Source organism: Pseudomonas graminis, assembly GCF_900111735.1.
GTDB classification, from domain to species: Bacteria; Pseudomonadota; Gammaproteobacteria; order Pseudomonadales; family Pseudomonadaceae; genus Aquipseudomonas; species Aquipseudomonas graminis.
The window spans coordinates 56,376-81,673 of record NZ_FOHW01000016.1 but is presented as its reverse complement, the minus strand read 5'-3'; the positions used below and the strand labels follow the sequence as shown (position 1 = coordinate 81,673).

20 protein-coding genes and 1 pseudogene are annotated in these 25,298 nt (G+C 60.9%); 3 read left to right on the top strand and 18 right to left on the bottom strand.

The features are described from left to right. Positions 1 to 63: 63 nt before the first annotated feature. From BMY98_RS13940 to BMY98_RS13890, 11 genes and pseudogenes are all read right to left on the bottom strand, one after another. On the bottom strand, positions 64 to 3,210 hold the full coding sequence (locus tag BMY98_RS13940; RefSeq protein ID WP_074890120.1) for an efflux RND transporter permease subunit: 3,147 nt from the start codon (positions 3,208 to 3,210) through the stop codon (positions 64 to 66). Then, entirely contained in the window at positions 3,207 to 4,277 is a 1,071-nt protein-coding gene (locus BMY98_RS13935; RefSeq protein ID WP_074890118.1) for an efflux RND transporter periplasmic adaptor subunit, read from the bottom strand. The genes BMY98_RS13940 and BMY98_RS13935 overlap by 4 nt, the downstream gene beginning before the upstream one ends. Further along, on the bottom strand, positions 4,274 to 5,413 hold the full coding sequence (locus BMY98_RS13930) for an efflux RND transporter periplasmic adaptor subunit (protein ID WP_074890116.1): 1,140 nt from the start codon (positions 5,411 to 5,413) through the stop codon (positions 4,274 to 4,276). Before BMY98_RS13930 ends, BMY98_RS13935 begins: the two co-directional genes overlap by 4 nt. A gap of 1,072 nt (positions 5,414 to 6,485) precedes the next feature. After that, positions 6,486 to 7,514 (bottom strand): ABC transporter substrate-binding protein, encoded by a 1,029-nt coding sequence (locus BMY98_RS13925; RefSeq protein ID WP_074890114.1) that lies wholly within the window; start codon positions 7,512 to 7,514, stop codon positions 6,486 to 6,488. Positions 7,515 to 7,602: 88 nt separating this feature from the next. Further along, positions 7,603 to 8,469: an ABC transporter permease gene (locus tag BMY98_RS13920; protein ID WP_074890113.1), complete on the bottom strand. Its 867-nt coding sequence runs from the start codon at positions 8,467 to 8,469 to the stop codon at positions 7,603 to 7,605. A 162-nt stretch (positions 8,470 to 8,631) separates the two neighbouring features. Next, on the bottom strand, positions 8,632 to 9,474 hold the full coding sequence (locus tag BMY98_RS13915; protein WP_175514171.1) for an ABC transporter ATP-binding protein: 843 nt from the start codon (positions 9,472 to 9,474) through the stop codon (positions 8,632 to 8,634). Positions 9,475 to 9,526: 52 nt separating this feature from the next. Next, a complete protein-coding gene (locus BMY98_RS13910; protein ID WP_074890106.1) occupies positions 9,527 to 10,420 on the bottom strand; it encodes a TauD/TfdA dioxygenase family protein in 894 nt (297 codons plus the stop codon). A gap of 307 nt (positions 10,421 to 10,727) precedes the next feature. Next, entirely contained in the window at positions 10,728 to 11,516 is a 789-nt protein-coding gene (locus tag BMY98_RS13905; RefSeq protein WP_074890104.1) for a MetQ/NlpA family ABC transporter substrate-binding protein, read from the bottom strand. A 216-nt stretch (positions 11,517 to 11,732) separates the two neighbouring features. Beyond that, positions 11,733 to 12,548: pseudogene (locus tag BMY98_RS13900) on the bottom strand (sigma 54-interacting transcriptional regulator); the annotation flags it as partial. Positions 12,549 to 12,679: 131 nt separating this feature from the next. Continuing rightward, entirely contained in the window at positions 12,680 to 13,261 is a 582-nt protein-coding gene (locus BMY98_RS13895) for an alpha/beta hydrolase (protein WP_074890101.1), read from the bottom strand. Between the two features lie 292 nt (positions 13,262 to 13,553). Continuing rightward, entirely contained in the window at positions 13,554 to 14,624 is a 1,071-nt protein-coding gene (locus BMY98_RS13890; RefSeq protein ID WP_074890098.1) for a fatty acid desaturase, read from the bottom strand. Between the two features lie 110 nt (positions 14,625 to 14,734). On the opposite strand from BMY98_RS13890, the gene BMY98_RS13885 reads away from it, so the two are divergent. Then, a complete protein-coding gene (locus BMY98_RS13885) occupies positions 14,735 to 15,742 on the top strand; it encodes an AraC family transcriptional regulator (RefSeq protein WP_074890095.1) in 1,008 nt (335 codons plus the stop codon). Here BMY98_RS13885 and BMY98_RS13880 read toward each other — a convergent pair. Continuing rightward, positions 15,731 to 16,465 carry a Crp/Fnr family transcriptional regulator gene (locus tag BMY98_RS13880; RefSeq protein ID WP_074890092.1) on the bottom strand — a complete coding sequence of 245 codons (735 nt, stop codon included), beginning with the start codon at positions 16,463 to 16,465 and terminating at the stop codon, positions 15,731 to 15,733. The genes BMY98_RS13885 and BMY98_RS13880 overlap by 12 nt on opposite strands. A gap of 106 nt (positions 16,466 to 16,571) precedes the next feature. Between BMY98_RS13880 and BMY98_RS13875 the strand changes: the two genes are divergently transcribed. After that, entirely contained in the window at positions 16,572 to 17,108 is a 537-nt protein-coding gene (locus BMY98_RS13875; protein ID WP_074890086.1) for an Mpo1 family 2-hydroxy fatty acid dioxygenase, read from the top strand. 311 nt (positions 17,109 to 17,419) lie between these two features. On the opposite strand, the gene BMY98_RS13870 is transcribed toward BMY98_RS13875, so the two are convergent. The 6 genes from BMY98_RS13870 to dibA all read right to left on the bottom strand — a co-directional run bounded on the left by BMY98_RS13870 (position 17,420) and on the right by dibA (position 23,834). Continuing rightward, a complete protein-coding gene (locus BMY98_RS13870) occupies positions 17,420 to 18,409 on the bottom strand; it encodes a sulfate/molybdate ABC transporter ATP-binding protein (RefSeq protein ID WP_065990983.1) in 990 nt (329 codons plus the stop codon). Between the two features lie 3 nt (positions 18,410 to 18,412). Beyond that, the gene (cysW, locus tag BMY98_RS13865) at positions 18,413 to 19,285 is read right to left on the bottom strand and encodes a sulfate ABC transporter permease subunit CysW (protein ID WP_074890084.1); all 873 of its coding nucleotides are present in this window, start codon (positions 19,283 to 19,285) and stop codon (positions 18,413 to 18,415) included. 12 nt (positions 19,286 to 19,297) lie between these two features. Then, the gene (gene cysT, locus BMY98_RS13860) at positions 19,298 to 20,119 is read right to left on the bottom strand and encodes a sulfate ABC transporter permease subunit CysT (protein WP_074890082.1); all 822 of its coding nucleotides are present in this window, start codon (positions 20,117 to 20,119) and stop codon (positions 19,298 to 19,300) included. A gap of 210 nt (positions 20,120 to 20,329) precedes the next feature. Beyond that, positions 20,330 to 21,340, bottom strand: coding sequence for a sulfate ABC transporter substrate-binding protein (locus BMY98_RS13855; protein WP_074890081.1), 1,011 nt, complete (start codon positions 21,338 to 21,340; stop codon positions 20,330 to 20,332). Between the two features lie 82 nt (positions 21,341 to 21,422). Continuing rightward, the gene (gene oscA / locus BMY98_RS13850) at positions 21,423 to 21,605 is read right to left on the bottom strand and encodes a sulfur starvation response protein OscA (RefSeq protein WP_065990977.1); all 183 of its coding nucleotides are present in this window, start codon (positions 21,603 to 21,605) and stop codon (positions 21,423 to 21,425) included. 306 nt (positions 21,606 to 21,911) lie between these two features. Next, the gene (gene dibA, locus BMY98_RS13845) at positions 21,912 to 23,834 is read right to left on the bottom strand and encodes a phosphodiesterase DibA (RefSeq protein ID WP_074890079.1); all 1,923 of its coding nucleotides are present in this window, start codon (positions 23,832 to 23,834) and stop codon (positions 21,912 to 21,914) included. A gap of 177 nt (positions 23,835 to 24,011) precedes the next feature. On the opposite strand from dibA, the gene desA reads away from it, so the two are divergent. Next, complete coding sequence (gene desA / locus BMY98_RS13840; protein WP_074890076.1) at positions 24,012 to 25,196, top strand: delta-9 fatty acid desaturase DesA; 1,185 nt, start codon at positions 24,012 to 24,014, stop codon at positions 25,194 to 25,196. Positions 25,197 to 25,298: the final 102 nt, after the last annotated feature.

The following is a 25,298-nucleotide window of genomic DNA, read 5'->3' as shown; positions in this document are numbered from 1 at the left end:
TCACGCAGCAAAAGATTCGTCACCAACAAGGCGAGCCGGAACAGATTCCGGCTCGCCTTTATTTTATCGAGCAGGCGTCGGCTTTTCGTCCGCGCCGCCTTGGTCGCGCTCATTCTCCGCACTCTTTTCCTGCTTCTCCCGCTCAGCTTTCTGACGCTCCTCGTCACTCGGCTCCTTGATCTTGTACCAGGCCACGTAAAGCGCTGGCAGGAACAGTAGCGTCAGCAGGGTCGCGATGATGATCCCGCCGATCATCGCGTAAGCCATCGGCCCCCAGAACACTTCGCGGGCGATGGGGATCATGCCCAGGCTTGCCGCGGCAGCGGTGAGCAGAATCGGCCGACGGCGGTGCTCGGTCGCTTCCGCCACCGCATCCCACGGCAGATAGCCGGCCACTTCATACTCATGAATCTGCGTCACCAGAATCACCGAGTTGCGGATGATGATGCCAATCAGCGCCAGAATGCCGAGGATCGCCACAAAGCCCATGGGCGTTCCGGTCGGCACCAGCGCCAGCACCACGCCTATCAGCCCCAACGGCGCCACGCTGGCGACGATGAACATCTTCTGCACGCTGTGCAGCTGGATCATCAGGAAGGTCGCCATCAGGAAGATCATCAACGGCACGACCTTGGCAATCGGCCCTTGGGCCTTGCCGCTCTCCTCCACCGTACCGCCCGTGGCAATCTTGAAGCCCACCGGCAAACCGGCGGCAAACTTGTCGATCTCGGGCTTGAGCTCCTTGACCAGATCGGTCGGCTGCATGTCGTCGCTCACGGCGGCCTTGAGCGTGATCGTCGGTTTACGATCACGACGCCACACCAGCGGCTGCTCCAGCTCATAGCGCACGTTGGCGAAGGCCAGTAGCGGAATCGACGTGCCCTGGGGCGTGACGATCTGCAGGTTCTGCAGGGTTTCCGGCGATCCGCGCTCGGAATCCACCGCACGACCGACGACGTTGATCAGGTAGATGTCGTCGCGCACCTGGGTCACCGCCGAGCCGGTCACGATGCTGTTCATCAACTGCGCGACGTCCTCGGACGACAGCCCCAGTTGCCGCGCCTTGTCCTGATTGATGTCGATGCGCAGGACTTTGCCGGGCTCGTTCCAGTCGTAAATCATCTCGCCGATGTGCTGATTCTTGTCGAGCAGCGTGGCGAGTTCGATGGCGTGCTGGCGCACTTCATCAATGTTTTCGCCGCTGACCCGGTACTGAATCGGGCGCCCCACCGGCGGCCCCATTTCCAGCGCCTGAACGTAGGTGCCGATGCCGACGAAGTCATCCCGCAGGCGTTTTTTCAAACGCTCGGTCAACGCGCCGCGCTCTTCCAGCCCTTTGCTGACGATCACCAACTGCGCGTAGTACGGGTTCTCCAGCTGCTGATCGAGCGGCAGGTAGAAACGCACCGCGCCTTCGCCGATGTACGTGCTCCAGCTGACAATGTCCGGATCGTCCTTGAGGGTCGCCTCAAGTTTGTCCACCGCGCGGCGGGTCTCGTTGATCGACGCGTTCTGCGGCAGGTTGAGGTCGACCAGAATCTCCGGGCGATCCGATGAGGGGAAGAACTGGTTCTGCACGAAGCGCATGCAGAACAGCGAGGTGGCAAACAGCAAAATCGTGATGATGATGGTCAACCAGCGGTGACGCATGGCCCAGAACATTGAGCCGTTGAAGGCCCGTGCGATGCGTCCGGGCTTGGCGTTCTCGTCGTGCTTTTTCACGTTCTCGCTGAGGATGTGCACGCCGATCACCGGGGCGAACAGCACTGCGACGACCCACGACACCAACATCGCGACAGCGATCACCGCGAAAAGTGTGAAGGTGTATTCCCCCGCCGAGCTGGCGTTCAGGCCAATCGGCACGAAGCCCGCAACTGTCACCAGCGTACCGGTGAGCATCGGGAAGGCCGTCGAGGTGTAGGCGTAGGTCGCGGCCTGGGCTTTGGTTTCGCCTTTCTCAAGGCGCGACACCATCATCTCCACCGTGATCATCGCGTCATCGACCAACAGGCCGAGGGCAATAATCAGGGCGCCCAGGGAAATACGCTGCATGGTGATGCCGCTGTATTCCATGAACACAAAGACCATCGCCAGCACCAGCGGAATCGAGCAGGCCACCACCAGACCGGCGCGCATGCCGAGGCTGATGAAGCTGACGATCAACACGATCACCACCGCTTCGAACAGCGCGCTGGTGAAACCACCGACGGCTTTCTCGACCACTTGCGCCTGATCGGAAACCACATTTACGCCGACGCCAATCGGCAGGTCGGCGGTCGCGGCGGTCATGCGCTCGTGCAACTGCTTGCCGAACTCCTGAACGTTGCCGCCTTTCTTCATGGCAATGGCCAGCCCAATCGCTGGCTTGCCATCGAAGCGGAACAGCGGCTTGGGCGGATCGACGTAGCCGCGGGTGATTTCAGCGATGTCGCTCAAGCGATAGAAGCGATCATTGAGGCGCAGATTGACGTTTTCCAGGTCTTTTTCCGACGCGAACTGGCCGGAGGTGCGCACCGATATGCGCTCAGGACCCGCCTCGATGACCCCGGCAGGCGTCACGGTGTTTTGCGATTGCAGGCTTTGCACGACCTGACGCTGATCCAGCCCCAGCGCCGCCAGCTTGCGGGTGGAAAAGTTCAGGTACAGCACCTCGTCCTGCTCGCCGATCATTTCGACTTTGCCCAGGCCCGGCACGTCGCGGATCTGGACGCGCACTTGCTCCACATAGTCGCGCAGCTGGCGCAGGGTCAGGCCGTCAGAGGTGAAAGCGTAGATCGAGCCGTAAACGTCGCCGAACTCATCATTGAACGCCGGGCCTTGAATACCTTGGGGAAATTGCCCGCGAATGTCGTCGATCTTCTTGCGCACCTGGTACCAGATGTCAGGAATGGCCTCCGCGCTGGTGGTGTCGCGCAGGTAAACCATAACAGTGGACTCGCCCGGCCGGGTGTAGCTCTTCACGTAGTCGAGGGAATCGAGCTCTTCGAGCTTTTTCTCGATGCGGTCAGTCACCTGCTCAAGGGTTTCATCCACCGTCGCGCCCGGCCAGCGGGTTTGTATGACCATGGTCTTGATGGTGAACGAAGGGTCTTCTTCACGGCCCAGGTTCATGTAGGAAAACACGCCCATCAGCAGGCCGACGAACATCAGGTACCAGACGAAAGACTGATGCTTGATCGCCCAATCGGAGAGGTTGAACGTCCCTTTCATCGTGGGCTTTCCTTATCGACTTTAATTTTCTGCCCCGGCTTGAGGCTGTTGACGCCGGCGGTCACAACGCGATCGCCATCGCTGACGCCACCGGCCAGTACCACGGAATCATCACTGCGGCTGACGACCGTGACGACGCGTGGGGAAACCGTCTGATTCTGCATGTCGATGACCCAGATCTGCGTCTTGCCGTCGACCTCCTGCACGGAGGTGGCGGGCAGCTCGATGCGCGGTTTGATCGCCGAGCTGAGGGTCACGCTGATCGCTGTACCCAATCGGAAGGCCGCCGGCGTGTCCGCCAGGGTCAAACGTGCGCGACGGGTGCGCGTGGTGCTTTCGGCCTGAGGCTCGAGTTCTCGAACGGTCGCTGTGGTGTTGATCTCCGGCTCCAGCTGGCTGGCGACTGTGAACACCACGTCGCTGGGCAGTTGATCGCCCAGTTGCGCCGGCAGGTCAATGACCGCTTCCTTGATGTCCGGGCGCGCCAGTGTCACCACCTGCTCGCCTGCGCTGACCACTTGGCCGGCCTCGACTTTCCATTGGGTGACCACGGCATCGTGATCGGCGCGCAGCTCGCTGTAGCTCAACTGATCCTTGGCCTGTTGCATCGCGGCCTTGGCCTGATCATAGGAAGACTGAGTGGTTTTCAGGTCGGTGACTGCGACATCCAGCGCGGCCTGGGCGCCAACGCCGCGATCAAACAACTCGTGCTGCCGCCGTGCATTGGCCTGGGCGTTGATCAACTGGGCCTCGACCCGGGCCAGATCGCCCTGGGTCGAGCGCACCTGGTTCTGTTGGTCCGTCGGGTCGAGCACGGCGAGCAGGTCGCCCTTCTTGACCTGAGCGCCGACATCGACACTGCGCTGGGCGATGCGACCCGAAACGCGAAAGCCCAGGGTGCTTTCATAGCGCGCGGCAATGTTGCCGGCGAAGCGACCCAGGCTTTCTTGGGCCTGTGGCTTCACCTCGATGAACAGGACCGGCCGAACCGGCTCCGGTGGCGGCTCTTCCTTGCTGCAGGCGCTTAACAGCAGACCGGCCAACACAACCCCTGACAAGCGCTTCATTGCTGGGCTCCTGCCGATTGCTTCGCGGGATCGGGGTGCACGTCGGCGAGTTCGACTTGCATATCGGGGTGCAATAACTGATTACCGGCAACGACCACTTTTTCACCATTCTTCAGACCGTCGACGATGATCACCTTGCCTGTGAGGTAGCGCCCAACGGTCACGCTGCGCAGGCTGACCTTGTTGTCGCCATCGACCACCCAAACGGCAGGTTTGCCGAGCTGATCGCCCAGACCTTTGGTCAGCGCTGACCATGGCAGCTCGACGCTGGTCTTGGCCGGTACGGTCAGGGCGGCACTGACCACCGAACCCAGGTCCATGCCCGGAGGCAGTGAGCTGAGTGCGATTTTCACTTGCAGCGTGCCCGTCTGCGCTGAAACGGCCGGGGTGACTTCGCGGACTTTACCGACGGCCTTGACCTTGGGGTTGTCCAGCAACGTGACTTCGACCGGCTGGTCGGTGGGCGGGTTGACGAACAGCGATTCGTAAACGTCGAACACGGCGTCACGCTCGCCATCGCGGGCCAGGCTGAAGATCGGCGCCGTTGGCTGCAAGACCTGGCCCACCTCAGCCTGCCGCGCGGTAATGATACCGGGCGCATCGGCGATCAATGCGGTGTAACTCAGCTGCTCGCGGGCGTTGGCCAGTTGCGCCTGAGCGGCTTTGAGCGCGCTCTGACTGCCGCGCAATTGCGCCTGGGCTGAATCGTATTCACTGCGGCTGGTGTAGCCCTTGGGCAGCAGTTTTTCCTGGCGCACGAAGGCCGCAGAGGTCTGTTTCACGCGCGCCTGCTCAGCGGCAACGGCAGCGATGGCGGAGTCGACGTTGGTCTGCAGGTCTTTGGGGTCGAGTTTGGCCAGTACTTGTTTGGCCGACACTTGATCGCCGACATCGACCGAACGCTGAATGATCTTGCCGCCCACGCGAAACGACAGCTGCGTCTGCACCCGCGCCTGCACATCCCCGGTCAGCGCGACCGCGGCGGCGTATTCACTGGTTTTGACGTCCTGGATCTGGACGCGGGGCAACACCGGGTCCTGGGGCTTTTCCTTGTCACAGCCGGCGAGAACGGCCAGGCACAAACCGATGGAAAGAACGGTCAGACGACCAAGAAACAGAGAGGGTTGGGCGGGCATGCAAGCTCCTTGTGCCAATGCCGTTGCGACACCGCGCCGCCGGGGCCGTCGCGATGTGATCATGCGACTGTGAGCTTACATCAGGGTTCCTTGGTGGTACTGAACTCTGCCGGAATCTATAGCGCACGCTAATCTACGCTAGAGCGCGCCTGTCCGCGATGGGATTGGTCTGTGACATTGATGTTGGCGGACACACCGCGTTCGCGGGCAAGGTGGAGCGCCACCCCTGTCACTCCTACAGGTTTCGTGCCGTGCCCGATGTGTGCGTCTGACGCAAATCCCCCTGTAGGAGCGTGGCTTGTCCCGCGATCGGCCGGGAACCGGTCGTGGAATCGGTTCACGCGGTGGATCAGGCAGAAACCGATGGCAGACCTGCTGCCGCTGCGCACCAGATCGCGGGACAAGCCACGCTCCTACCGATGATTTGCATACGCCGGACGTCCAGCGCCGGACATAGATCGGTGCAGGAGCGCGCTTGGCCTGGGCCGCATCCGGACGAAGGCGGTGGGTCTGTGACATTGATGTTGGCGGACACAACGCGTTCGCGGGCAAGCGCGCTCCTACAGGTACACGCCGTGCCAAACATCTGCACCGGACGCAAAATCCCTCTGTAGGAGCGTGGCTTGTCCCGCGATCGGCCGGGAACCGGTCGTGGAATCTGTGCACGCGGTGGATCAGGGAAAAATCGGTGCAGACCTGCTGCCGCTGCGCGCCAGATCGCGGGACAAGCCACGCTCCTACCGATGATTTGCATACGCCGGACGTCCAGCGCCGGACATAGATCGGTGCAGGAGCGCGCTTGGTCTGGCCGCATCCGGACGAAGGCGGTGGGTCTGTGGCATGGATGTTGGCAGACACACCGCATTCGCGCGCAAGCGCGCTCCTACAGTCATGCGCCGGGCCCAACATCTGCGTCTGACGTAGATCAGTTTGGTGCCCGCGGCGAATATCTTCGGTGGACGCCAATCCCCTGTAGGAGCAATCGGAGGTTACGACGGTCGCGAAGGCGGCGTGACTGACACACCGCCTCCCCTGGCTGGCCTATCTAGACAGCCCGATCAAACATGGAGGATCAACTCCCCGCGCCACCGTGGGCTTCTTCGAAGAAGAAATCCTTCCAGCTGTCAGCCTTGTTTTTCAGCACACCCAGCTCGTGCAGTTTTTCGGCGTAGATGAACGTGCGCTGGGGCACGACGGTGAAGTCGATCTCAGGGTCGGAGACGATCTTCTCCACCAGCGGCAACGGCAATTTCGATTTCTCGACGTCGATGTAGGTCTTCGCCGCCGCAGGTTTGTCGGCTTTGATGATTTTCTCGGCCTCGGCCAGGGCGTCATAGAACGCTTTGTAGGTCTTCGGGTTTTCGTCGTGGAATTTCTGAGTAGTGTAGAGCACGTTGAACGTCGCCTCGCCGCCCAGCACATCGTACGAACTCAGCACTTTATGCACCTTGGGGTTTTCCAGCTCCTGATACTGAAAAGGCGGACTGGAGAAGTGCGCGCTGATCTCCGAACCGCCGGCAATAAGCGCCGACGTGGCGTCCGGGTGCGGCAGGCTGACGGAGATGTTGTCGAACTTCTTGAAATTCTCGTTCCCGAACAGCTTGGCGGTTTCGATCTGCAACGTACGCGACTGGAACCCCACGCCCGCCGCCGGCACCGCGATGCGGTCCTTGTCGGTGAAGTCGTTGAGGGTTTTCACGTTGGGATTGTTGCTGAGCAGGTAATTAGGCATTGAGCCCAGCGAGGCGATTGCCTTGACGTTCTGCTTGCCCTTGGTGCGGTCCCAGATGGTCAGCATCGGCGGCACGCCCGCCGACACCACGTCCAGCGCGCCAGCCAAGAGGGCTTCATTCATCGCGGTGGCGCCGGAGATGCTGTTCCAGTCGACCTCGATGTCCAGACCCTGCTCCTTGCCGTGCTTCTCGATCAGCTTCTGCTGCTGAACGACGTCCAGAATCAGATAACCGATGCCGAACTGCTGGGCGATGCTGATCTTGCCTTCAGCGTGAGCGCCGTTGCTCAACAAGGCCAGCCCCAGTGCGGCGGCGAGCGTGGTCAGTGTCGGGCGCTTGAACTGTGCAACTCTCTTTGGAAAATTCATACACTTCTCACGATGAAGGCGAAAGGGGTGACAGCCTCATTGCCCATCCAGCGGCCACGAGGCGGAGCGTTCGTTTGAAAAAAACAGATCAGCGCTGCATGCCCCACCGCTTCACGGTCAGGCGCTCGACGTTGCTGAACAGCAGGTTTTCCACCAGCAGACCGATGATGATCACCGCCGCCAGGCCCGCGAACACCTTGTCGGTGTACAGCTCGTTGCGATTCTGGAAGATGTACCAGCCCAGACCGCCCTTGCCCGAAGACGCGCCGAACACCAGTTCAGCGGCGATGAGGGTTCGCCAGGCAAAGGCCCAGCCGATTTTCAGGCCCGCGAGAATCGACGGCAGCGCCGCAGGGATCAGGATGTACCAGACGAACCGCAGGCCCTTGAGGCCGTAATTGCGCCCGGCCATGCGCTGGGTTTCAGAGACGCCGAGGAATCCCGCGTAGGTATTCAAGGCCAGCGCCCAGAGCACGGAATGCACCAGTACGAAGATCAGGCTGTTTTCACCCAGGCCGAACCACAACAGCGACAGCGGCAGCAGCGCGATGGCCGGCAACGGGTTGAACATCGCCGTCAGCGTGCCCAGCAGGTCGCGACCCAGCTGGGTCGATACCGCCAGCGTCGTCAGCCCGAACGCCAGGACGATGCCGATCAGGTAACCCTTGACCAGCACCGTCAGAGAAATCCAGACCTTGGTCAGCAATTCGCCGCTGACGATGCCGTCGATAAACGCCGAAGCGGTTTGCAGAAAGCTCGGCAGCAGCAGGTCGTTGCCCTGAATGCGCGCGGCGATTTCCCAGATGATCGCCAGGGCCAACAGGATGACGGCTTTACGCACCCAGCTGACCTGCCAGATACGTTGCGCGAGGGGAATGTCGCGGGCCAGGTCTTCCTGAGTGAAAGGCTCCAGCACGACTTCGTATTCTTCCCGCAGTGGGGGTGAAAGGCTCATGGGTATGTCTCTCAAGACGACGCGCCCAAGGAGCCGGCTTGCTGGCGAACCATCTGCCATCCACCAAAACGGTGTCAGACCTAACGCGTTCGCCAGCAAGCCGGCTCCTACGGAGATACGCTCAGTTCATGCAGCCGGTCGAGGGTCCCACCGGCAGCGCTGTTAATAGGCAATACGAACATCCTGAAACCGCAGATCCGGCTCGACCGCATGCGCTTCGCCTTCGTCGAACAGCAGGCGGTGAATGCGCTGCGCAGACGCCTGAAACTCAACGCCGCCGAGGCTTTTCAGGGTGTACTGATGGCTGTTGATCTCGGCGCGCACGCGGCCCGGATGGGGCGACAGCAGCAGAATCCGGTTGCCCACCACCAGTGCTTCTTCGATGGAGTGGGTCACGAACAGCAGCGTGAAGCGCACCTCTTCCCACAACTCCAGCAGCTCTTCCTGCATCTTGCGGCGGGTGAGCGCATCAAGCGCGGCGAAGGGCTCGTCCATCAGCAGGATTTTCGGCTGCATCGCCAGCGCCCGGGCAATCGCCACGCGCGCCTTCATGCCGCCGGACAACGTATGCGGATACGCATCGGCGAAGGCGCTCAAGCCGACCTTTTCCAGGTAATACCGCGCACGCTCCTCGGCTTCACGGCGCTTGAGGGTGCGCGAGGCCAGCAGCGGAAACATGACGTTCTGAATCACCGTCTTCCACGGCGGCAACTGGTCGAATTCCTGAAACACCACAATTCGGTCCGGCCCCGGTTCCGTGACCTGCTGACCGGCCAGTCGAATCTGCCCTTCGCTGGGCTGAATGAACCCGGCCACGGCCTTGAGCAGCGTTGACTTGCCGCAGCCCGACGGGCCGAGCAGGACAAAGCGGTCGCCAGGATCGATTTCAAAACTGACTTGATGGGTGGCCCGCACCACGCGCTCCGGCGTGCGGTATTCAAGGCTGACGCCCTGTACTTGCAGCAGCGCTTCAGCAGTGGGCTGGCTGGCCTGTTGCGCGTTCAAGCGATCGCTAGCCGTGTGGCTTTGCAGAGCGGCATTCATGGAGCTCTCCTGATCAGAACGGCGCATCGCCCTGAATGGTGGTGCGGTGCAGGCGACGGCGCAGGTGATCGGGCGTGCCGCCGGCCAGATGAATCAGCGAACGGTTGTCCCAGAACACCATGTCGTTCTCCTGCCACTTGTGGCGGTAAACGCCTTCCGGGCGAACGCTGTGGGCGTACAGCTCGGTCAGAATCGCCTGACTCTCGTCGTCCGGCAGGCCAAGGATATGGGTCGTGAAGCCTTCGCTGACGAACAGCGCCTTGCGCCCGTTTTCCGGGTGAGTGCGCACGATCGGGTGACTGACTACCGCGACCTGGGCCAACTGTTCAGCGCTGAGGGTCGGGCGCCAGTTATCGGCGTTATGCCCATGGCTGTAGCGCGAGGTGTAACTGTGCGCGGCGTTGCGCCCTTCGACGGCTTTGCGCAGGTGCTCGGGCAGCGTGTCCCAGGCCAGGTGCATGTCAGCGAACAGGGTGTCGCCGCCTTCGCTTGGCAGCTCCTGGGCATAGAGCATCGAGCCCAGGCTCGGCAGCTCTTTGTAAGAAAGGTCCGAGTGCCAGTATTTGCCGGCATCCCCCAGCCCCACCGGCTGACCGTTCTCGACGATATTGGAGACGATCAAAATTTCGGGGTGATTGGCGAGCAGGAACTGCTTGAGCACGTGAATCTGCAGGACGCCAAAACGGCGGCTGAAATCGATCTGCTGCTGCGGGGTGATGTGCTGATCGCGGAAAACGACAACGTGATAGTCGAGATGCGCTTGATGCACCCGGGCAAAATCGGCGTCGTTGAGCGGACGGGACAGATCCAGACCGACGATTTCCGCGCCCACCTTTTCGGCGAATGGACGCACATCGAACGGCTGACCGGGCGCTTGCGCGGACGAAGCGTGGGAGGCTGCTGGCATGAGAACTCCGACTCCAAAAGGTGTGGCTAAGGAGGGAAGACTTTAAAGCTATAAGAACGGAATTTTAAATATCGTTAGAGCATATGCATAGCGCTGAACGACCTAGCGACGGCCTCCGGCAGTTACTGCCATACGCGGTGCGCCGGCTTGCGGACTTATGCACAGGCGCCGCGCTTGAAACGCAAAAACGCGCTTGCCTGTCGCCACCCCCAACCCTCGATGACTGTGCGTCAGCGGAGTAGGAGCGGCGGCAGGCAAGCGCGTTTTGTAAAAATGAACGCGCTGCAATGGCGCGCTCAGGCCTTCATCAGAACGCTGGCAATACCGCGCCGTCGTACTTCTTGTTGATGAAGTCTTTGACTTGCTGGCTGGTCAGCGCTTTGGACAGCTTCTCGATCGCGTCGGTGTGAGCGTTGTCGGTACGGGTCACCAGGTAGTTCACGTATGGCGAGTCGGCACCTTCCAGAATCAGCGCATCCTTTTTAGGGCTGAGCTTGGCTTCCAGCGCGTAGTTGGTGTTGATCAGATCCAGGTCAACCTGATCCAGCGCGCGCGGCAGCAGCGCCGATTCCAGCTCGCGGAACTTCAGGTGCTTCGGGTTGGTGGCGATGTCTTTCGGCGTCGCCAGGGCGTCGGTTGGATCTTTCAGGGTGATCAGGCCGTTCTTCTGCAACAACAGCAGAGCGCGACCAGCGTTGCTGCCTTCGTTAGGGATGGCAACGGTTGCGCCGTCAGGCAGCTCGGCGATCGACTTCCACTTCTTCGAGTAACCACCGAACGGTTCGACGTGTACGCCGACGCCGGTCACCAGGGTGGCGCCCTTGCCCTTGTTGAAGCCATCCAGATAAGGCTTGGTCTGGAAGTAGTTGGCGTCCAGACGCTTCTCGTTCAGTTGCACGTTGGGCTGCACGTAGTCAGTGAAGACTTTGATCTGCAGGTCCACGCCTTCTTTGGCCAGTTCAGGCTTGATCAGCTCAAGGATCTCAGCGTGCGGAACAGCGGTGGCGCCTACGACGAGCTTCTCGGCAGCTTGTGCAGCGCTGATGCCCAGGGAGAGAGCAGCCGCCAGTGCGGTGAACAGAAACGTCTTCTTCATGCGATGTCCTTAATAGAAATCGGGTCGCCTCGTGGGCGACTTGTCTTCGGTCTGCCGCGGGATCGACCCTCGGCAGGGTGGCGGCTGGTGCCGACAGTACCGAGATTTTTTATTCCGAGACAATACTTTTTAGTCAGGCGGTTATGCTTTTTGGTTCTCAACGGGCATCTTGCCACCCAGCCGCCTGGCGCCGGGGCTAGAGAGCCATCACCGAATCGGCAGATTCAGATGCTCGGGCAGGATTTCCGCGCCGCTGCTGACCAGCAGCGCGAAGTGAATGACGTTCTCCAGCTCCCGCGTGTTGCCCGGCCAGTAATGGGCTTCGAGCACGCGCTGCGCGTCCTCGCTGATCAGCGGCATCTCGAACCCGAAGCGCTGGCTGTAAATCCCCAGGAAGTACTCGGCCAACGGCAGGATGTTGCCGGGCTGCTCGCGCAACGCCGGCAGGTCGAGACGCCCTTCGTTCAGGTAGCGATAAAGCCGCTCGTGGAATTTGCCAGCGGCGACCGACAGGCGCAGGTCGATGCTGGTCGCTGCGACCAGCCTGACGTCGACCTGGCTGGGCTGCGTGGCGCCAACGCGGGTGACTTCGTGGTTTTCCAGCGCCGCGAGCAATTTGATCTGGATCGCCATCGGCAGGTCGGCGATCTCATCCAGATATAGGGTGCCGCCCGTTGCCGAGCCGAACCAGCCTGCCCGACTGCTGACAGAGCCGCTGTGGGCGCCGGCGGCGTAACCGAACAGCTCGGCGTCGGCGTAGGTCGAGCTGATGGCGCCACAGTTGACGGATACGAACAACCCGGCCCGGTCGCTGCCACGATGGATATGACGCGCCAGCAATTCCTTGCCGGTGCCGGATTCGCCGCGGATCAGCACCGGCAGGTCCAGTGGCGCCAGCAGCTCCATCTCTTCGCGCAACTGCCGCGATCGTGGATCGATGAACACCAAGGCCTTGGCGCGGATGCTCAGCGGGCTTTTTTCAGCATCAGGAAAGGTCAACAACGGGTGGCTCGAAATGTCGGAAAGGCTCATGGCAGGCTCCCGCCCGACCATTCATGGACCCGGGCGTTTAAAAAAAAGCCGCAGCACCTGTCGGTTCACTGCGGCGAAAATGATGCTGAGAAAAGTTGGCTCGTGCGTACCGACGGTGACGTGTGCTGATGTCATGCGCGGCGGCGGGTAAGTTGCTCGATACGCCCTTGGAGCCGGTACAGGTAAGCGAAACCCTGCTCCCACCGCTGATGGCCGGACTTCACGTTGATATGGCCAGCGCCGCTGAGGATGCCGATTTCGGCGCCCCAGTTGCGGGCCATTTCCATCGCGCGCAATGCGCTGACGGCTGAATCGTTGTCCGAACTGACCACTTGGATCGGGAACGGCAGCAGGTGTTCGGGGATCGGCGCGAAATTGCGGATCGCCGGCGGGCAATTGGGCCGCTCGACGTCGGCGGGAGCCACCAGCAAGGCTCCGCGCACTTGACGCAAACTCGCCAATGGCGCCAGCTGCGCCCAATGGGCGACGGTGACGCAACCCAGGCTGTGGGCAATGAGAATCACCGGTGTGCTGTCCGAGGCGATAGCGCGTTGCAGTTCACCTACCCAATCTTCGCGGCGCGGTTTGAGCCAGTCGGCCTGCTCCACGCGCACGCTATTGGGCAGGCTGTTCTGCCAGTGAGTTTGCCAATGGTCGTCGGCAGATCCTTGCCAGCCTGGCACGATCAAGTAACGGATCGATTCGTTATGCATGGCCTTCGCCTCCTGCACGGTGCGTTCATGGGGGCGAGTATAGGGATCGGGCATATATTCGAAAAAGAATAAGAAGCTATTTATTAATAGCTCGAAAATATATGCCGCAACTTCGGGGGATAGCGCAAAAAAAGAGGGCCACCCCCTGCCTTAAAGGGGTGACCCTGATAATCACGCTGTCTGCCCCCAGCTCGCCGGGGATGAGCAGAGATTAAGGGGCGGTTGTTACAGAAATTTTTATCCAGAAAAATTTCTGAACGCCAGCATCACTGGCACAACAGGCAGGCAGGCATCAACCGCGCGCAGGCTTGAGCACCGTGTCGTTTTCAGCAGTGCGCTCAAACCGGTTGGCCCGTCCGAAGGTGCCGAAATCATTGAAGCGCACCCCCATCTCGGCCATCACCTTGTGCGCAACGGGCGCCGTCATCTGGCGTATGTAAAACGGCTCCTTCACCACGAAGTGATGGATCCCGTGGGTGCTGCCGAAGTTGAAGCAGAACGCCTGCAGCGGCCACATCCACCACGGATTGAGCACTTGGGTCTGTTGCATGACATTCCCCAGTTCGACGTCGCCGTAGTAATGCATGTTCGAACTGACGAAGTGCAGGCAAAAGGTACGCAGCACGTTCGGACCGACCAGCACCACGACAGCGACGTCGATGACGTGCATGACCGCCAGCGTATTCGCCGACCATTCAATCGGGCTGCCCATAAGACCGGCAATGCCGTTGGCGCCGTGGAAGCCGAGAAACACGTACCACGCGCCCCAATTGAGCAGCGCCAGCGGCGCATAAACGCGAAGGGTGCGTTTGAGAATGCTGAATTTATGCGCCCGGGTTTTCGCCCGCAGCATGCGGATCAGCGACGACATGACGTTATCGCCCACCATCAGCAACCGCGCCACGCCCCACGGTTCGCCATTGGTGATGGCGCGCTCCTCCATGTCGGCCTCAGTGCCGGAGACCTTGTGGTGATTGAGGTGCAAGTGTCGGCGAATCCAGGGATTGATTGTGCTCGGCCGCGCCAGCCAGACCAGCGCCAGCATCAGGTTATGGGGCACGCGCTGCTTGCGGAAGTACATGCTGTGGATCAGGTCGTGTTCAAGCTCGTGGGTCAGCGAGGCGAAGAACGCATTCAGCAGCAGGCACGCCCACCAGGCCAGATAACCCCCGAGATAGAGCGCCGCGCTGCCGATCATGCCGGCCAGTGCGAAGAACAGGATGCCGGCGCCAATGGCGTCTTGATGCCGCAACAGCGGATGGCGCTCACGCAACGCAGCGCCGTGGGCGGAAACCACCGCACGAATATGCGCTGATCGTTGTTGTGCATTCAGTCCGGCAGCACTTGCAGAAGTGTCGTGCATGCTTCCATTCTCCGGTTTCAGGATGAAAAAACATGGCACCACTGTGCCGCTTCAGGAGGAAAGCTGCCTGACCGTGAACGCCAATCTGTAGACCGGAGGCGCCAACCTGTATGTCTGAGCCGAGCATCCTCGCCAGCTGGACCCGCGCCCTGCGCAAGCAACTCGATGCCCTCGGCCTCGACAGCCTCGCACTGAGCCAGGCTGCGGGCCTGGATCCGCAACTGATGGATGATCCCAACGCTCGATACCCGGTGACGGTGACCACCCGTTTCTGGGAGCTGGCGGTGCAGGCGAGTGGCGATCCGGCGCTGGGCTTGCGGGTGTCGCGCTTCGTCAGCCCGACAACCTTTCATGCGCTGGGTTACGCCCTGGTCGCCAGCGGTTCGTTGCGTGAGGTGTTCGAGCGCATCGTGCGTTATCACCCGGTGGTGAGCGACGCGCTGGTCATGAGCTTTGAACGTTTGGACGAGTGTTACGAGTTTCGCTTCCGCGTGCCCGACGGTAGTCCGGTGCCAGCCAATGAGGCGATGGACGCCTTCGCCGCAATCTATGTGCGCACGTGCCGCAACCGCCTGGGCCGTCATTACGCGCCGCTGGCCGTGCACCTGATGCGGCCGCCACCGGCAGACCCGCAGCCGTGGCATGACGTCTTCCGTGCGCCGCTGTTCTTCGGCGCGGCGGAGAATCTGCTGAGTTTTGCCAGCGAGGATTTCGACAGGCACCTGGACGACGGTAATCCGGAGCTGGCCGTGCACAACGAGGCGGTGCTCAACCGAACCCTCGAGCAACTCAGTGCACTGACCTGGGAGCGCAAGGTGCGTGGCGCCATCGAGACCCATTTGCCGGAGGGCGAGCCGTCCGCCGAGCACATTGCCCACACGCTGCACCTGAGCCTGCGCAGCCTTCAACGCCATCTGGCCGACGAGGGTTGCCGCTACGACTTGCTGCTCAATCAGTGCCGGCAGAATCTGGCCCTGCAGCACATGCGCGACCCGGCTAGCTCGCTCAGTGAAGTCGCCTACCTGCTCGGTTTCGCCGACACCAGCAGTTTCAGCCGCGCGTTCAAGCGCTGGACCGGCATGACGCCCAGTCAGTATCGCGAAGGTTTAAACCGCTGAGCGGCGACGCCCTTCATCGCTTGCGCCGGTCAGGCGGTGAAGGGCCGCCTCGCGCAGCCATTCTATGTCCTCCACGCCGATAAGATCGTGATCGCGACGCACGATCTGCCGTTCGGCGAACTCCCCTACTACCCGCTCGACCACCTCGGCGCTCAGCCCGAGGCAACGATTCGAGGCCATGTCGGCAAGGGGCACGCTGCGCACGGAGCGATCCATCTCGCCGTAGGCTTCGGCGAGCATCAGCAGCCGAAACGCCACGCGTTCTTCAGTGGGCATCAGCGTGATGTCTTCAATGGCAGGCACGGCAAGACCGAGCTTGCGCCCCAGCAACTCACGAAAATGCCGCCACAAGGCCGGGTGTTCGGTCAGCAGTTGTTTGAGTGGCGCATGGGGCATGTGCAGGAGAATGACCGCGTCCTGGGCGAACACATCGTGGGTCGCGGGCAGGTCGTCGAACAACGAGACTTCGCCGAACCAGAAGGGCCGATAGCCTTCTGCCGGTGGCATGTCCGTTTGCTGCGGCTTGAGGGGATTGATGCGCAACGAGCCCGTGAGCAAGGCGTACAAGCCAGGCGCAGAATCGCCGCGCTGGAAGATCGATTTACCGGGCGTCACCCGACGCTGACGCATGCCGGTCAGCAAGCTATCCTGCAGCAGCGCAGGCAGATCGCGGAACCATCGGTCGTTGATAAACCATGAGCGCCATTGGGTTCCATTCGTCATGTGAATCTCCTTTTGATAGCCGGCGTTTTGTTGCAGGCTGAGCCGTGCAGCGGGCTTGGCCGAAAAAAATCAGCGGCATGATCCACGTATCCATAGAGGAATAACAATGAAAAACCTCGTCGATCACCTCAGCCAGTACGCGGCCTACCACCGCGACACACGCAATATCGTCACCCACTTCGTCGGCATTCCCCTGATCGTGATCGCGGTGGCCGTGCTGTTGTCACGCCCCGGCTGGACCAGCTGGTCCCTCGGCGGTGTCTGGGTGTCGCCGGCCTTGCTGGTGAGTCTGGCCGCGACATTTTTCTACCTGCGGCTGGATGCCTTCTTTGGCGTGCTGATGGGTGTCTTGCTCGCGCTGTGCCTGTGGGTCGGCGCGAACCTGGCGCAACAGACCACCATGGTCTGGCTCAGCGCCGGCGTCGGGTTGTTCGTGCTCGGCTGGGTGATTCAGTTTGTGGGCCATTATTACGAAGGCCGCAAGCCGGCGTTTGTCGACGACCTCACAGGCCTGATCATCGGGCCGTTGTTTGTCGTCGCCGAAGCGGCTTTTTTGCTGGGAATGAGAAAGAAGTTGCAGCACGCCATCGAGGCGCGAGTGGGCAAGACGCACCGGCGGGATCTGAAAAAAGCCACGGTCTAGAACTCGCATTACTGTAGGAGCGACCGGGGTGGCGCTCCACCTTGCTCGCGAATGCATGGGTCAGCCGACGTGGATGTCGCTGACCCAGCGCCTTCGCGACCGTCGTAACCTCCGATTGCTCCTACAGTGGATTTGCGTCCGGCCCGGATTGTGAGTACCCGCACGAACCTGCAGGAGCGTGGCTTGTCCCGCGATCGGCGACGCAGTCGCCGCAAACTGGATAATGCGGTGCATCAGGCAGAACGCATTATCATGATTGCTGCCGGTCCCCGGCAGATCGCGGGACAAGCCACGCTCCTACAGGGGTACGCTTAGAGGTTGTCGACTTTCTGCCAGACCTTCGGCTTGAAGAACAACGTCTCGCCCCGCGCCAGTCCGGTCAGGCTGTCATGGTCTTTCACCACTTCCGCTTCGATCAGCTCGGGTTGCCCTTCGACTTTCAGGGTCACGCGCGTCGTGGCTCCCAACGGGCGGATGTCCCGCACTTCTGCCGCGTGGTGCCCTTCCACTTCATGCCGTGACAATGACACCTCGTGTGGGCGGAACAGCACGTGGTTGTCATCGCCCAGGTGCAGGCGGTTCGAGTCACCCAAAAAGTGATACACGAAATCGCTGGCCGGGTTCTCGTAGACATCCCCGGGCGAGCCGATCTGCTCGATCACACCCTTGTTCATCACCACGATGCGGTCCGCGACTTCCATCGCCTCTTCCTGATCGTGGGTCACGAAGACCGAAGTCAGGTTGATGTCTTCGTGCAGCCGCGCCAGCCAGCGACGCAGTTCCTTGCGCACCTTGGCATCCAGCGCGCCGAACGGCTCGTCCAGCAGCAACACTTTGGGCTCCACCGCCAAGGCCCGGGCCAGTGCAATCCGCTGACGCTGACCGCCCGACAGCTGCTCCGGATAGCGGTCCGACAGCCAGTCCAGCTGCACCATGTTCAGCAGTTCATGCACTTTGACAGCGATCTGGCTCTCGTTCGGGCGCTGGTTCTTCGGCTTCATGCGCAGGCCGAAAGCGACGTTGTCGAACACGGTCATGTGGCGAAACAGCGCGTAGTGCTGGAAGACGAACCCTACGTTGCGATCGCGCACGTCGTGGCCGGAGACATCCTCGCCGTGGAACACAATGCTGCCTTTATCCGGCGTTTCCAGCCCGGCGATGATGCGCAGCAGCGTGGTCTTGCCACAACCGGACGGGCCCAACAGCGCCACGAGCTCGCCACTCTGGATATCCAGACTGATGCCGTCGAGGGCCTTGAAGGCGTTGAAATTCTTGCTGACGTTACGGACTTCGATCGACATGAATTATTCCTCCGCCGCGTTTTTGCGCAGACGGCTAATGCGCGCTTCGCTCCACTGCTTGAGCAGCAGGATGAACAGCGCAAGGATCAATAACAGGCTCGCCACGGCAAATGCAGCCACGTGGTTGTACTCGTTGTAGAGAATCTCGACATGCAGGGGCAGGGTGTTGGTCACGCCGCGAATGTGCCCCGACACCACCGACACCGCGCCGAACTCACCCATGGCCCGCGCGGTACACAGCACCACGCCGTAGATCAGGCCCCACTTAATGTTGGGGACGGTCACGTGCCAGAACATCTGCCAGCCATTGGCACCGAGCAGGCGCGCGGCTTCTTCTTCCTGCGTGCCCTGCTCCTGCATCAGCGGGATCAGCTCGCGGGCGACGAACGGCACCGTCACGAAGATGGTCGCCAGTACGATGCCCGGCAGGGCAAAGACGATCTGGATGTCGTGGTCCTGCAGCCAGGGGCCGAACACGCCACGGGCGCCGAACATCAGCACGTAAATCAGACCGGCGATGACCGGCGAGACCGAGAACGGCAGGTCGATCAGCGTGACCAGAATCGCCTTGCCACGGAACGAGTATTTGCTCACGCACCAGGCTGCCGCGACGCCGAAGACCACGTTGAGCGGCACCGAAATCAGCACCGCGAACACGGTGAGCTTGAGGGCCGACAACGCATCGGGCTCCAGGATGGCCGCAAAGAATCCGCCGAGGCCGTTGCTCAAGCCCTGGCCGATCACCACCACCAACGGCAGCAACAGAAAGAACGCAAAGACCAGCCAGCCAAGGCCGATCAGAATGCGCCGCGACACCGCGCTGCCACGACGGGCAGCATTGGCGGAGGACGCAGCAATGAGCGATGAATCAGACATGGGTGCGCCTCCTCAGTTAGGGGTTTCGATGCGTCGCTGCAACAGATTGATCAGCAGCAACAGCACGAACGACACCAGCAGCATCATCACGCCAATTGCCGTGGCGCCGGTGTAGTCGTACTGGTCGAGCTTGACCATGATCAGCAACGGCAGGATTTCGGTTTTCATCGGCATGTTGCCGGCGATGAAAATCACCGAGCCGTACTCACCCACGCCTCGGGCGAAGGCCAGCGCAAAGCCGGTCAGCCAGGCAGGCAACAAGGCAGGCGCGAGGATGTAACGGAACACTTGCAGCGGTTTGGCGCCAAGGCATGCCGCCGCTTCTTCGACTTCCCGGGGGATGTCGGCCAGCACCGGCTGAACCGTGCGCACCACAAAGGGCAAGGTGACGAAGGTCAGTGCCAGGGTGATGCCGAAGGGGGTGTAGGCGATCTTGATGCCCAGGTCGGCGGCAAACTGGCCGATGAAACCGTTCGGCGCGTACAGCGCGGTCAGCGCGATACCGGCAACGGCGGTGGGCAGTGCGAAGGGCAGATCGATCATCGCGTCGATGATCTTGCGACCGGGGAAGGTGTAACGCACCAGCACCCAGGCCAGCAGCGTGCCGATGATGCCGTTGATGATCGCCGCGCAAAATGCTGTGCCGAAGCTCAGCTTGAGTGCTGCGAGCACGCGAGGGGCCGTAACGATGTTCCAGAACTGAACGGCGCTCAGCTGGGAAGCGTGGATGAACATGACCGCAAGCGGTATCAGCACAATCAGGCTGAGGTACACCAATGTGTAACCCAGCGTCAGCCCGAAGCCGGGTATGACGGGGGATATGCGTCGCGACATAAAAGTCCTTGGTTTACACACGTTACCCGGAACGAGTCCGGGTCCATTTATTCCGCTGGCGCTGCGCGGAAATATCTATCAGAAACCGCACCCGATGCCAGTGATCCACCTGTAGGAGCGCGCTTGCCCGCGATAGCCATCTGCCTGTGCCAAATGCATTGACTGACACAACGCATTCGCGGGCAAGCGCGCTCCTACACCGTTCAGCGACTACTGCGGGATGTAGATCTGATCGAACACACCGCCATCATCGAAGAACTTGGGCTGAGCCGATTTCCAGCCGCCGAAGTCTTTGTCGATGGTCAGCAAATTCAGTTTGGGAAACTGCTTCTCGTACTTGGCCGCCACTTCCGTGTCCCGAGGACGATAGAAGTTTTTCGCCGCGATTTCCTGACCTTCCTTGCTGTACAGGTGCTTGAGGTATTCGGTGGCGATTTCGGCGGTACCGTGCTTCTCGGCGTTCTTCTCGACGACAGCCACGGGAGGCTCGGCCAGGATCGACAGCGAAGGTACGACGATGTCGAACTTGTCCGCCCCGCCGTTTTCTTTCAGCGCCAGGAACGCTTCGTTTTCCCACGCCAGCAACACATCACCCTGACCGTTGTTGACGAAAGTAATGGTCGAACCCCGTGCACCGGTGTCCAGCACAGGCACATGCTTGAACAGCTTGCCGATGTATTCCTTGGCCTTGGCTTCATCGCCGCCATTGGATTTGAGACCGTAGCCGTAAGCCGCCAGGAAATTCCAGCGCGCGCCGCCCGAGGTTTTCGGGTTCGGCGTGATCACCGACACGCCGTCCTTGATCAGGTCGGCCCAGTCATGGATGCCTTTCGGGTTGCCCTTGCGCACCAGGAACACAATGGTCGAGGTGTACGGGGTGCTGGCGTCCGGCAGCTTGGTCTGCCAATCCGCAGGAATGGTCTTGCCCAGCTTGGCGATTTCGTCGATGTCGCCGGCGAGTGCCAGGGTCACCACGTCGGCAGGCGAGCCGTCGATCACCGAGCGGCCCTGCTTGCCCGAGCCACCGTGGGACTGGTTGATTTTCACGGTGTCGCCCGGGTGGGACTTTTTCCAGTAATTGATGAATTCGGCGTTGTAGTCCTGGTACAGCTCGCGCGTAGGGTCATACGACACGTTCAGCAGGGTGAAGTCCTTGGCGACAGCAGAACCGGCAAACACCGCACTGGCGAGAGCGGCCAGCGCATAACGACGAATGGACATGAATCAGGCTCCTGGACACATTTTGTGCTGTTGGCTTTTTCTAGTTTTAGGTCATGCAGCGTTAGTGATGCGGGAGCGTGGCTCAGCCCTGCTTGTTGCTCGGGTTCTGCAGACGGAATTTTTCCTTTCGCTCGATCTGGACCACCTGCGCGTTGTGCACGGTGATTTCAACCGCACCAAAGCGCAGGTCGCGCAGCGCGCTTTGAATTTCACGCAAAATGCTTGCTTCGTCCTGGCCGTCGACGCTACGTAGAGATGCGCTCATGTTCCTGCTCCTTGAAAGATGTGCCGCAGCGTGGGGGGCGGCCGCTGCTTGTGGCGTGAGCGGGATAGTAGAGACGCAGAGATATTCTTAAAAATACTATTTAAGAATGCAGATATAACCAAAAGGAATTTGGGAAGTGAGTACGCAGGCGGTCGGTGTTCAGCCGGGATTTGAGGATCTAACGCCGATCCAATGTAGGAGCGCGCTTGCCCGCGATGCAGACGAAGAGGTTCATCAGACTCACCGCGTCATCGTTTATCGCGGGCAAGCGCGCTCCTACAACAGCGTCACGTGTAGGCCGCCGTATCACGCAGAGACAAACACCGGCGCATGCTGCCAGTTGATCTGCTCCGCCGGCATAGGCCGGGCGAACCAGTAGCCCTGGCCCAGTTCGCAGTTGTGCTTCAGCAGAAAACTGGCCTGACTGGCCTGCTCGATACCTTCTGCCAGCACGCGCATGCCCATGGCCCGTGCCAGGGCGATGATGGCGTTGACGATCGCGATGTCGTCATCGTCGTCCGGCAAGCCGGCGACAAACCCCTGATCGATTTTCAGTTTTTGCACCGGCATACGCTTGAGCCGCAGGAGCGACGAATACCCGGTGCCGAAATCGTCGATGGACAGTTTCAGACCCAGATCCCGCAGCCGGTGCATCTGCTCGATGGCTTGATCGGGGTCGTCCATGATCGCGCTTTCGGTAACCTCCAATTCGAGAAACTGCGGCGCCAGTCCGGTTTCGTTCAGCACCTTGGCCACCCGCCGATCCAGATCACCGCGACCGAACAACCGGCTGGACACGTTGACTGCGACGAACGATACATTCACGCCGTCCTCCAGCCACTCACCCATCTGCCGGCAGGCTTCGGTCAGCACCCAGTTATCGATGTCGGCGATCAGCCCGCTTTGTTCGGCAATCGGGATGAATTCACCCGGCGAAACCATGCCCCGCGACGGATGCTGCCAGCGCACCAGCGCCTCGACGCCTTCGATGCCGCGGCTGTGAAGGTTGTGAATCGGCTGATAAAACACCCTTAGTTCGTTCTCCTCGACAGCCTGTCGCAGCTCGGCCGCCAACTCGACACGGCGCTGGGCGTGAGCAGTCAATTCGGCGGTGTACATCGCGTAGCTCTCACGGCCTTGGTGTTTGGCCTGTGAAAGCGCGGCATCGGCGTTACACAGCAACTGCTCGGCAGTCAGCGCATCGTGGGGGAAGATGCTGATGCCGACGCTGGCCGTCAGAAACAGCGATTGCCCGCTGACCAGAAAAGGCTCCCGCAGCCCTTCCAGAATGCTCTGCGCCAGTTCGGCGGACTGCGCGACCTGCTGGGAGTTTTCGAGCAGAATCGCGAATTCGTCGCCACCCAGCCGCGCCAGTGTGACGCCCTTCTCCAGATGGGTTTCGAGGCGCTCGGCGGCAGCCTTCAGCACCTCGTCCCCGGCGTTGTGGCCGAGGCTTTCGTTGATGTGCTTGAAGTGGTCCAGGTCGACGAGCAACAACGCCAGGCTGCGTTTGTTGCGACGGGCGTGGGTGTGCGCCTGTTCGGCGCGGTCAGTGAACAGCAGGCGATTGGGCAGACCGGTCAGCGGGTCGTAATGGGCCAGATGCGCCAGCTCGCGCTCGGAATGCTTGATCGAAGAGATGTCGGAAAACACCGCGACGAACTGGGTAATTTCACCGCGCTCGTCTCTGATCGGACGAATGCTTTGCCACTGCGGGTAGATTTCGCCGCTTTTACGACGGTTCCAGATTTCGCCGCTCCATTGCCCGGCGCTGACAATGGTCTTGAACATGCGCTCGTAGAACTCGGGGCCATGGCGCCCTGATTTGAATTTGCTCGGCCGCAGACCCAGCACTTCATCCTGCTGATACCCGGTGATCTCGCTGAAGGCGCGGTTCACATGCACGATCACGCCCGTGGCATCGGTGACCAGCACGCCTTCCAGGGTGGTGTCGAACACGGCTGCTGCCAGCCGCAGACGCTGCATGTCCTCATCACGGCGCGCCAACTCGGTGACGCCCATGAATCGGAGCAGTCGCGAGCGAGCCAGATAGATCATCACCGCGCTGAAGGCCAGCCAGAGATAACCGCCGGCCTGTTGCGCCCGCGCCAACACAGTCGCGTCGTCGATCAGCCGCGGCAGCACATGGTCCATGACCGCCGACCACCCAATCGATACAACCCCGTACAACGTTGCGGTGCTTAGCGCATCCCGGGTAGTGCTCGACATAGATAGAAACAACCTTGCGAAAGTCCGAAATTATAGAACAAGAAACATCTTGCGACGCTTATCTGAAAGAGCGGGTGGTTTTATCTGCGAGCTAAGTGATAATGCGCCCTTCTGTCTCAGGGTCTGCTCAGGCGGATCCGTACATTGCACGCGTTACAACCGAGGGCAACTCAGCCTATGTGGAACAACGGTCTGCTCGACCTTTCCGTCTGGCAATTGGTCGCAGTCACACTGGCGATGACACACGTCACCATCGTCGGCGTCACGGTCTATCTCCATCGCTATTCAGCGCATCGCTCCCTGGAACTCAACGCAGGGCTCAAGCACTTCTTCCGTTTCTGGCTGTGGCTCACCACGGCGCAGAATACCCGCGAGTGGACCGCTATCCACCGCAAGCACCATGCCAAATGCGAAACCGTCGATGACCCGCACAGCCCGGTCATCAAGGGTCTGTCGACCGTGCTGCGCAAAGGCGCCGAGCTGTACCGCGCCGAAGCGGAGAACCCCGAGACACTGCGCATCTACGGCAAAAACTGCCCCGAGGACTGGATCGAGCGCAACCTGTATTCGCGCTATCCCCTGCTGGGCATCGCGATCATGGGCGTGATCGATCTGGCGCTGTTCGGCGTCATTGGCATCACCGTCTGGGCGATCCAGATGATGTGGATCCCGGTGTGGGCGGCGGGCGTGGTCAACGGCCTGGGCCATGCGGTCGGCTATCGCAACTTCGAATGCCGCGACGCCGCCACCAATCTGGTGCCCTGGGGCATTTTGATCGGCGGCGAAGAGCTGCATAACAACCACCACACCTACCCCAACTCGGCCAAGCTGTCGGTCAAGCGCTGGGAGTTCGACATGGGCTGGGCGTGGATCAAGGTATTCAGCTGGCTGCGCCTGGCGAAGGTGCAACGGGTCGCGCCGATCGCGCACCGTGTTGAAGGCAAGGGTCATCTGGACATGGACACGGCGATGGCCATCCTCAACAACCGTTTCCAGATCATGGCTCAGTACCGCAAGCTGGTCATCGCGCCGTTGGTGACACAGGAACTGGCGAAAGCCGATGCCTCCGTACGTCACCAGTTCCGCCGCGCCAAACGCCTGCTTTCTCGCGAGCCCAGCCTGCTGGAAGACAAGCATCAAGCGCGCATCCAGACCATGCTGGAGCACAGCCAGGCACTGAAAGTGATTTACGAAAAACGTCTGGCGCTGCAGCAGATCTGGGCGAAGACCAGCAGCAATGGTCATGACATGCTGGCAGCCATCAAGGACTGGGTCCACGAGGCGGAAGCCAGCGGCATTCAATCGCTGCGTGACTTCGCTGATCAGCTGAAAACCTACTCACTGCGGCCTCAACACGCTTGATGCCGTTGATCGGTGACCATTCGTCCGGGTGGCACCGATCGGAACTTAGTGCCATTACTCCTATCTCACTAACACCTTCGCACTATGCTGTGTGACATGTTG

Bases quoted from the DNA above. Each gene is read 5' to 3' on its own strand.
- BMY98_RS13940 (WP_074890120.1), bottom strand. From the start codon at position 3,210: ATGAAAGGGACGTTCAACCTCTCCGATTGGGCGATCAAGCATCAGTCT.
- BMY98_RS13935 (WP_074890118.1), bottom strand. From the start codon at position 4,277: ATGAAGCGCTTGTCAGGGGTTGTGTTGGCCGGTCTGCTGTTAAGCGCC.
- BMY98_RS13930 (WP_074890116.1), bottom strand. From the start codon at position 5,413: ATGCCCGCCCAACCCTCTCTGTTTCTTGGTCGTCTGACCGTTCTTTCC.
- BMY98_RS13925 (WP_074890114.1), bottom strand. From the start codon at position 7,514: ATGAATTTTCCAAAGAGAGTTGCACAGTTCAAGCGCCCGACACTGACC.
- BMY98_RS13920 (WP_074890113.1), bottom strand. From the start codon at position 8,469: ATGAGCCTTTCACCCCCACTGCGGGAAGAATACGAAGTCGTGCTGGAG.
- BMY98_RS13910 (WP_074890106.1), bottom strand. From the start codon at position 10,420: ATGCCAGCAGCCTCCCACGCTTCGTCCGCGCAAGCGCCCGGTCAGCCG.
- BMY98_RS13905 (WP_074890104.1), bottom strand. From the start codon at position 11,516: ATGAAGAAGACGTTTCTGTTCACCGCACTGGCGGCTGCTCTCTCCCTG.
- BMY98_RS13895 (WP_074890101.1), bottom strand. From the start codon at position 13,261: ATGCATAACGAATCGATCCGTTACTTGATCGTGCCAGGCTGGCAAGGA.
- BMY98_RS13890 (WP_074890098.1), bottom strand. From the start codon at position 14,624: ATGCACGACACTTCTGCAAGTGCTGCCGGACTGAATGCACAACAACGA.
- BMY98_RS13885 (WP_074890095.1), top strand. From the start codon at position 14,735: ATGTCTGAGCCGAGCATCCTCGCCAGCTGGACCCGCGCCCTGCGCAAG.
- BMY98_RS13880 (WP_074890092.1), bottom strand. From the start codon at position 16,465: ATGACGAATGGAACCCAATGGCGCTCATGGTTTATCAACGACCGATGG.
- BMY98_RS13875 (WP_074890086.1), top strand. From the start codon at position 16,572: ATGAAAAACCTCGTCGATCACCTCAGCCAGTACGCGGCCTACCACCGC.
- BMY98_RS13870 (WP_065990983.1), bottom strand. From the start codon at position 18,409: ATGTCGATCGAAGTCCGTAACGTCAGCAAGAATTTCAACGCCTTCAAG.
- cysW (WP_074890084.1), bottom strand. From the start codon at position 19,285: ATGTCTGATTCATCGCTCATTGCTGCGTCCTCCGCCAATGCTGCCCGT.
- cysT (WP_074890082.1), bottom strand. From the start codon at position 20,119: ATGTCGCGACGCATATCCCCCGTCATACCCGGCTTCGGGCTGACGCTG.
- BMY98_RS13855 (WP_074890081.1), bottom strand. From the start codon at position 21,340: ATGTCCATTCGTCGTTATGCGCTGGCCGCTCTCGCCAGTGCGGTGTTT.
- oscA (WP_065990977.1), bottom strand. From the start codon at position 21,605: ATGAGCGCATCTCTACGTAGCGTCGACGGCCAGGACGAAGCAAGCATT.
- dibA (WP_074890079.1), bottom strand. From the start codon at position 23,834: ATGTCGAGCACTACCCGGGATGCGCTAAGCACCGCAACGTTGTACGGG.
- desA (WP_074890076.1), top strand. From the start codon at position 24,012: ATGTGGAACAACGGTCTGCTCGACCTTTCCGTCTGGCAATTGGTCGCA.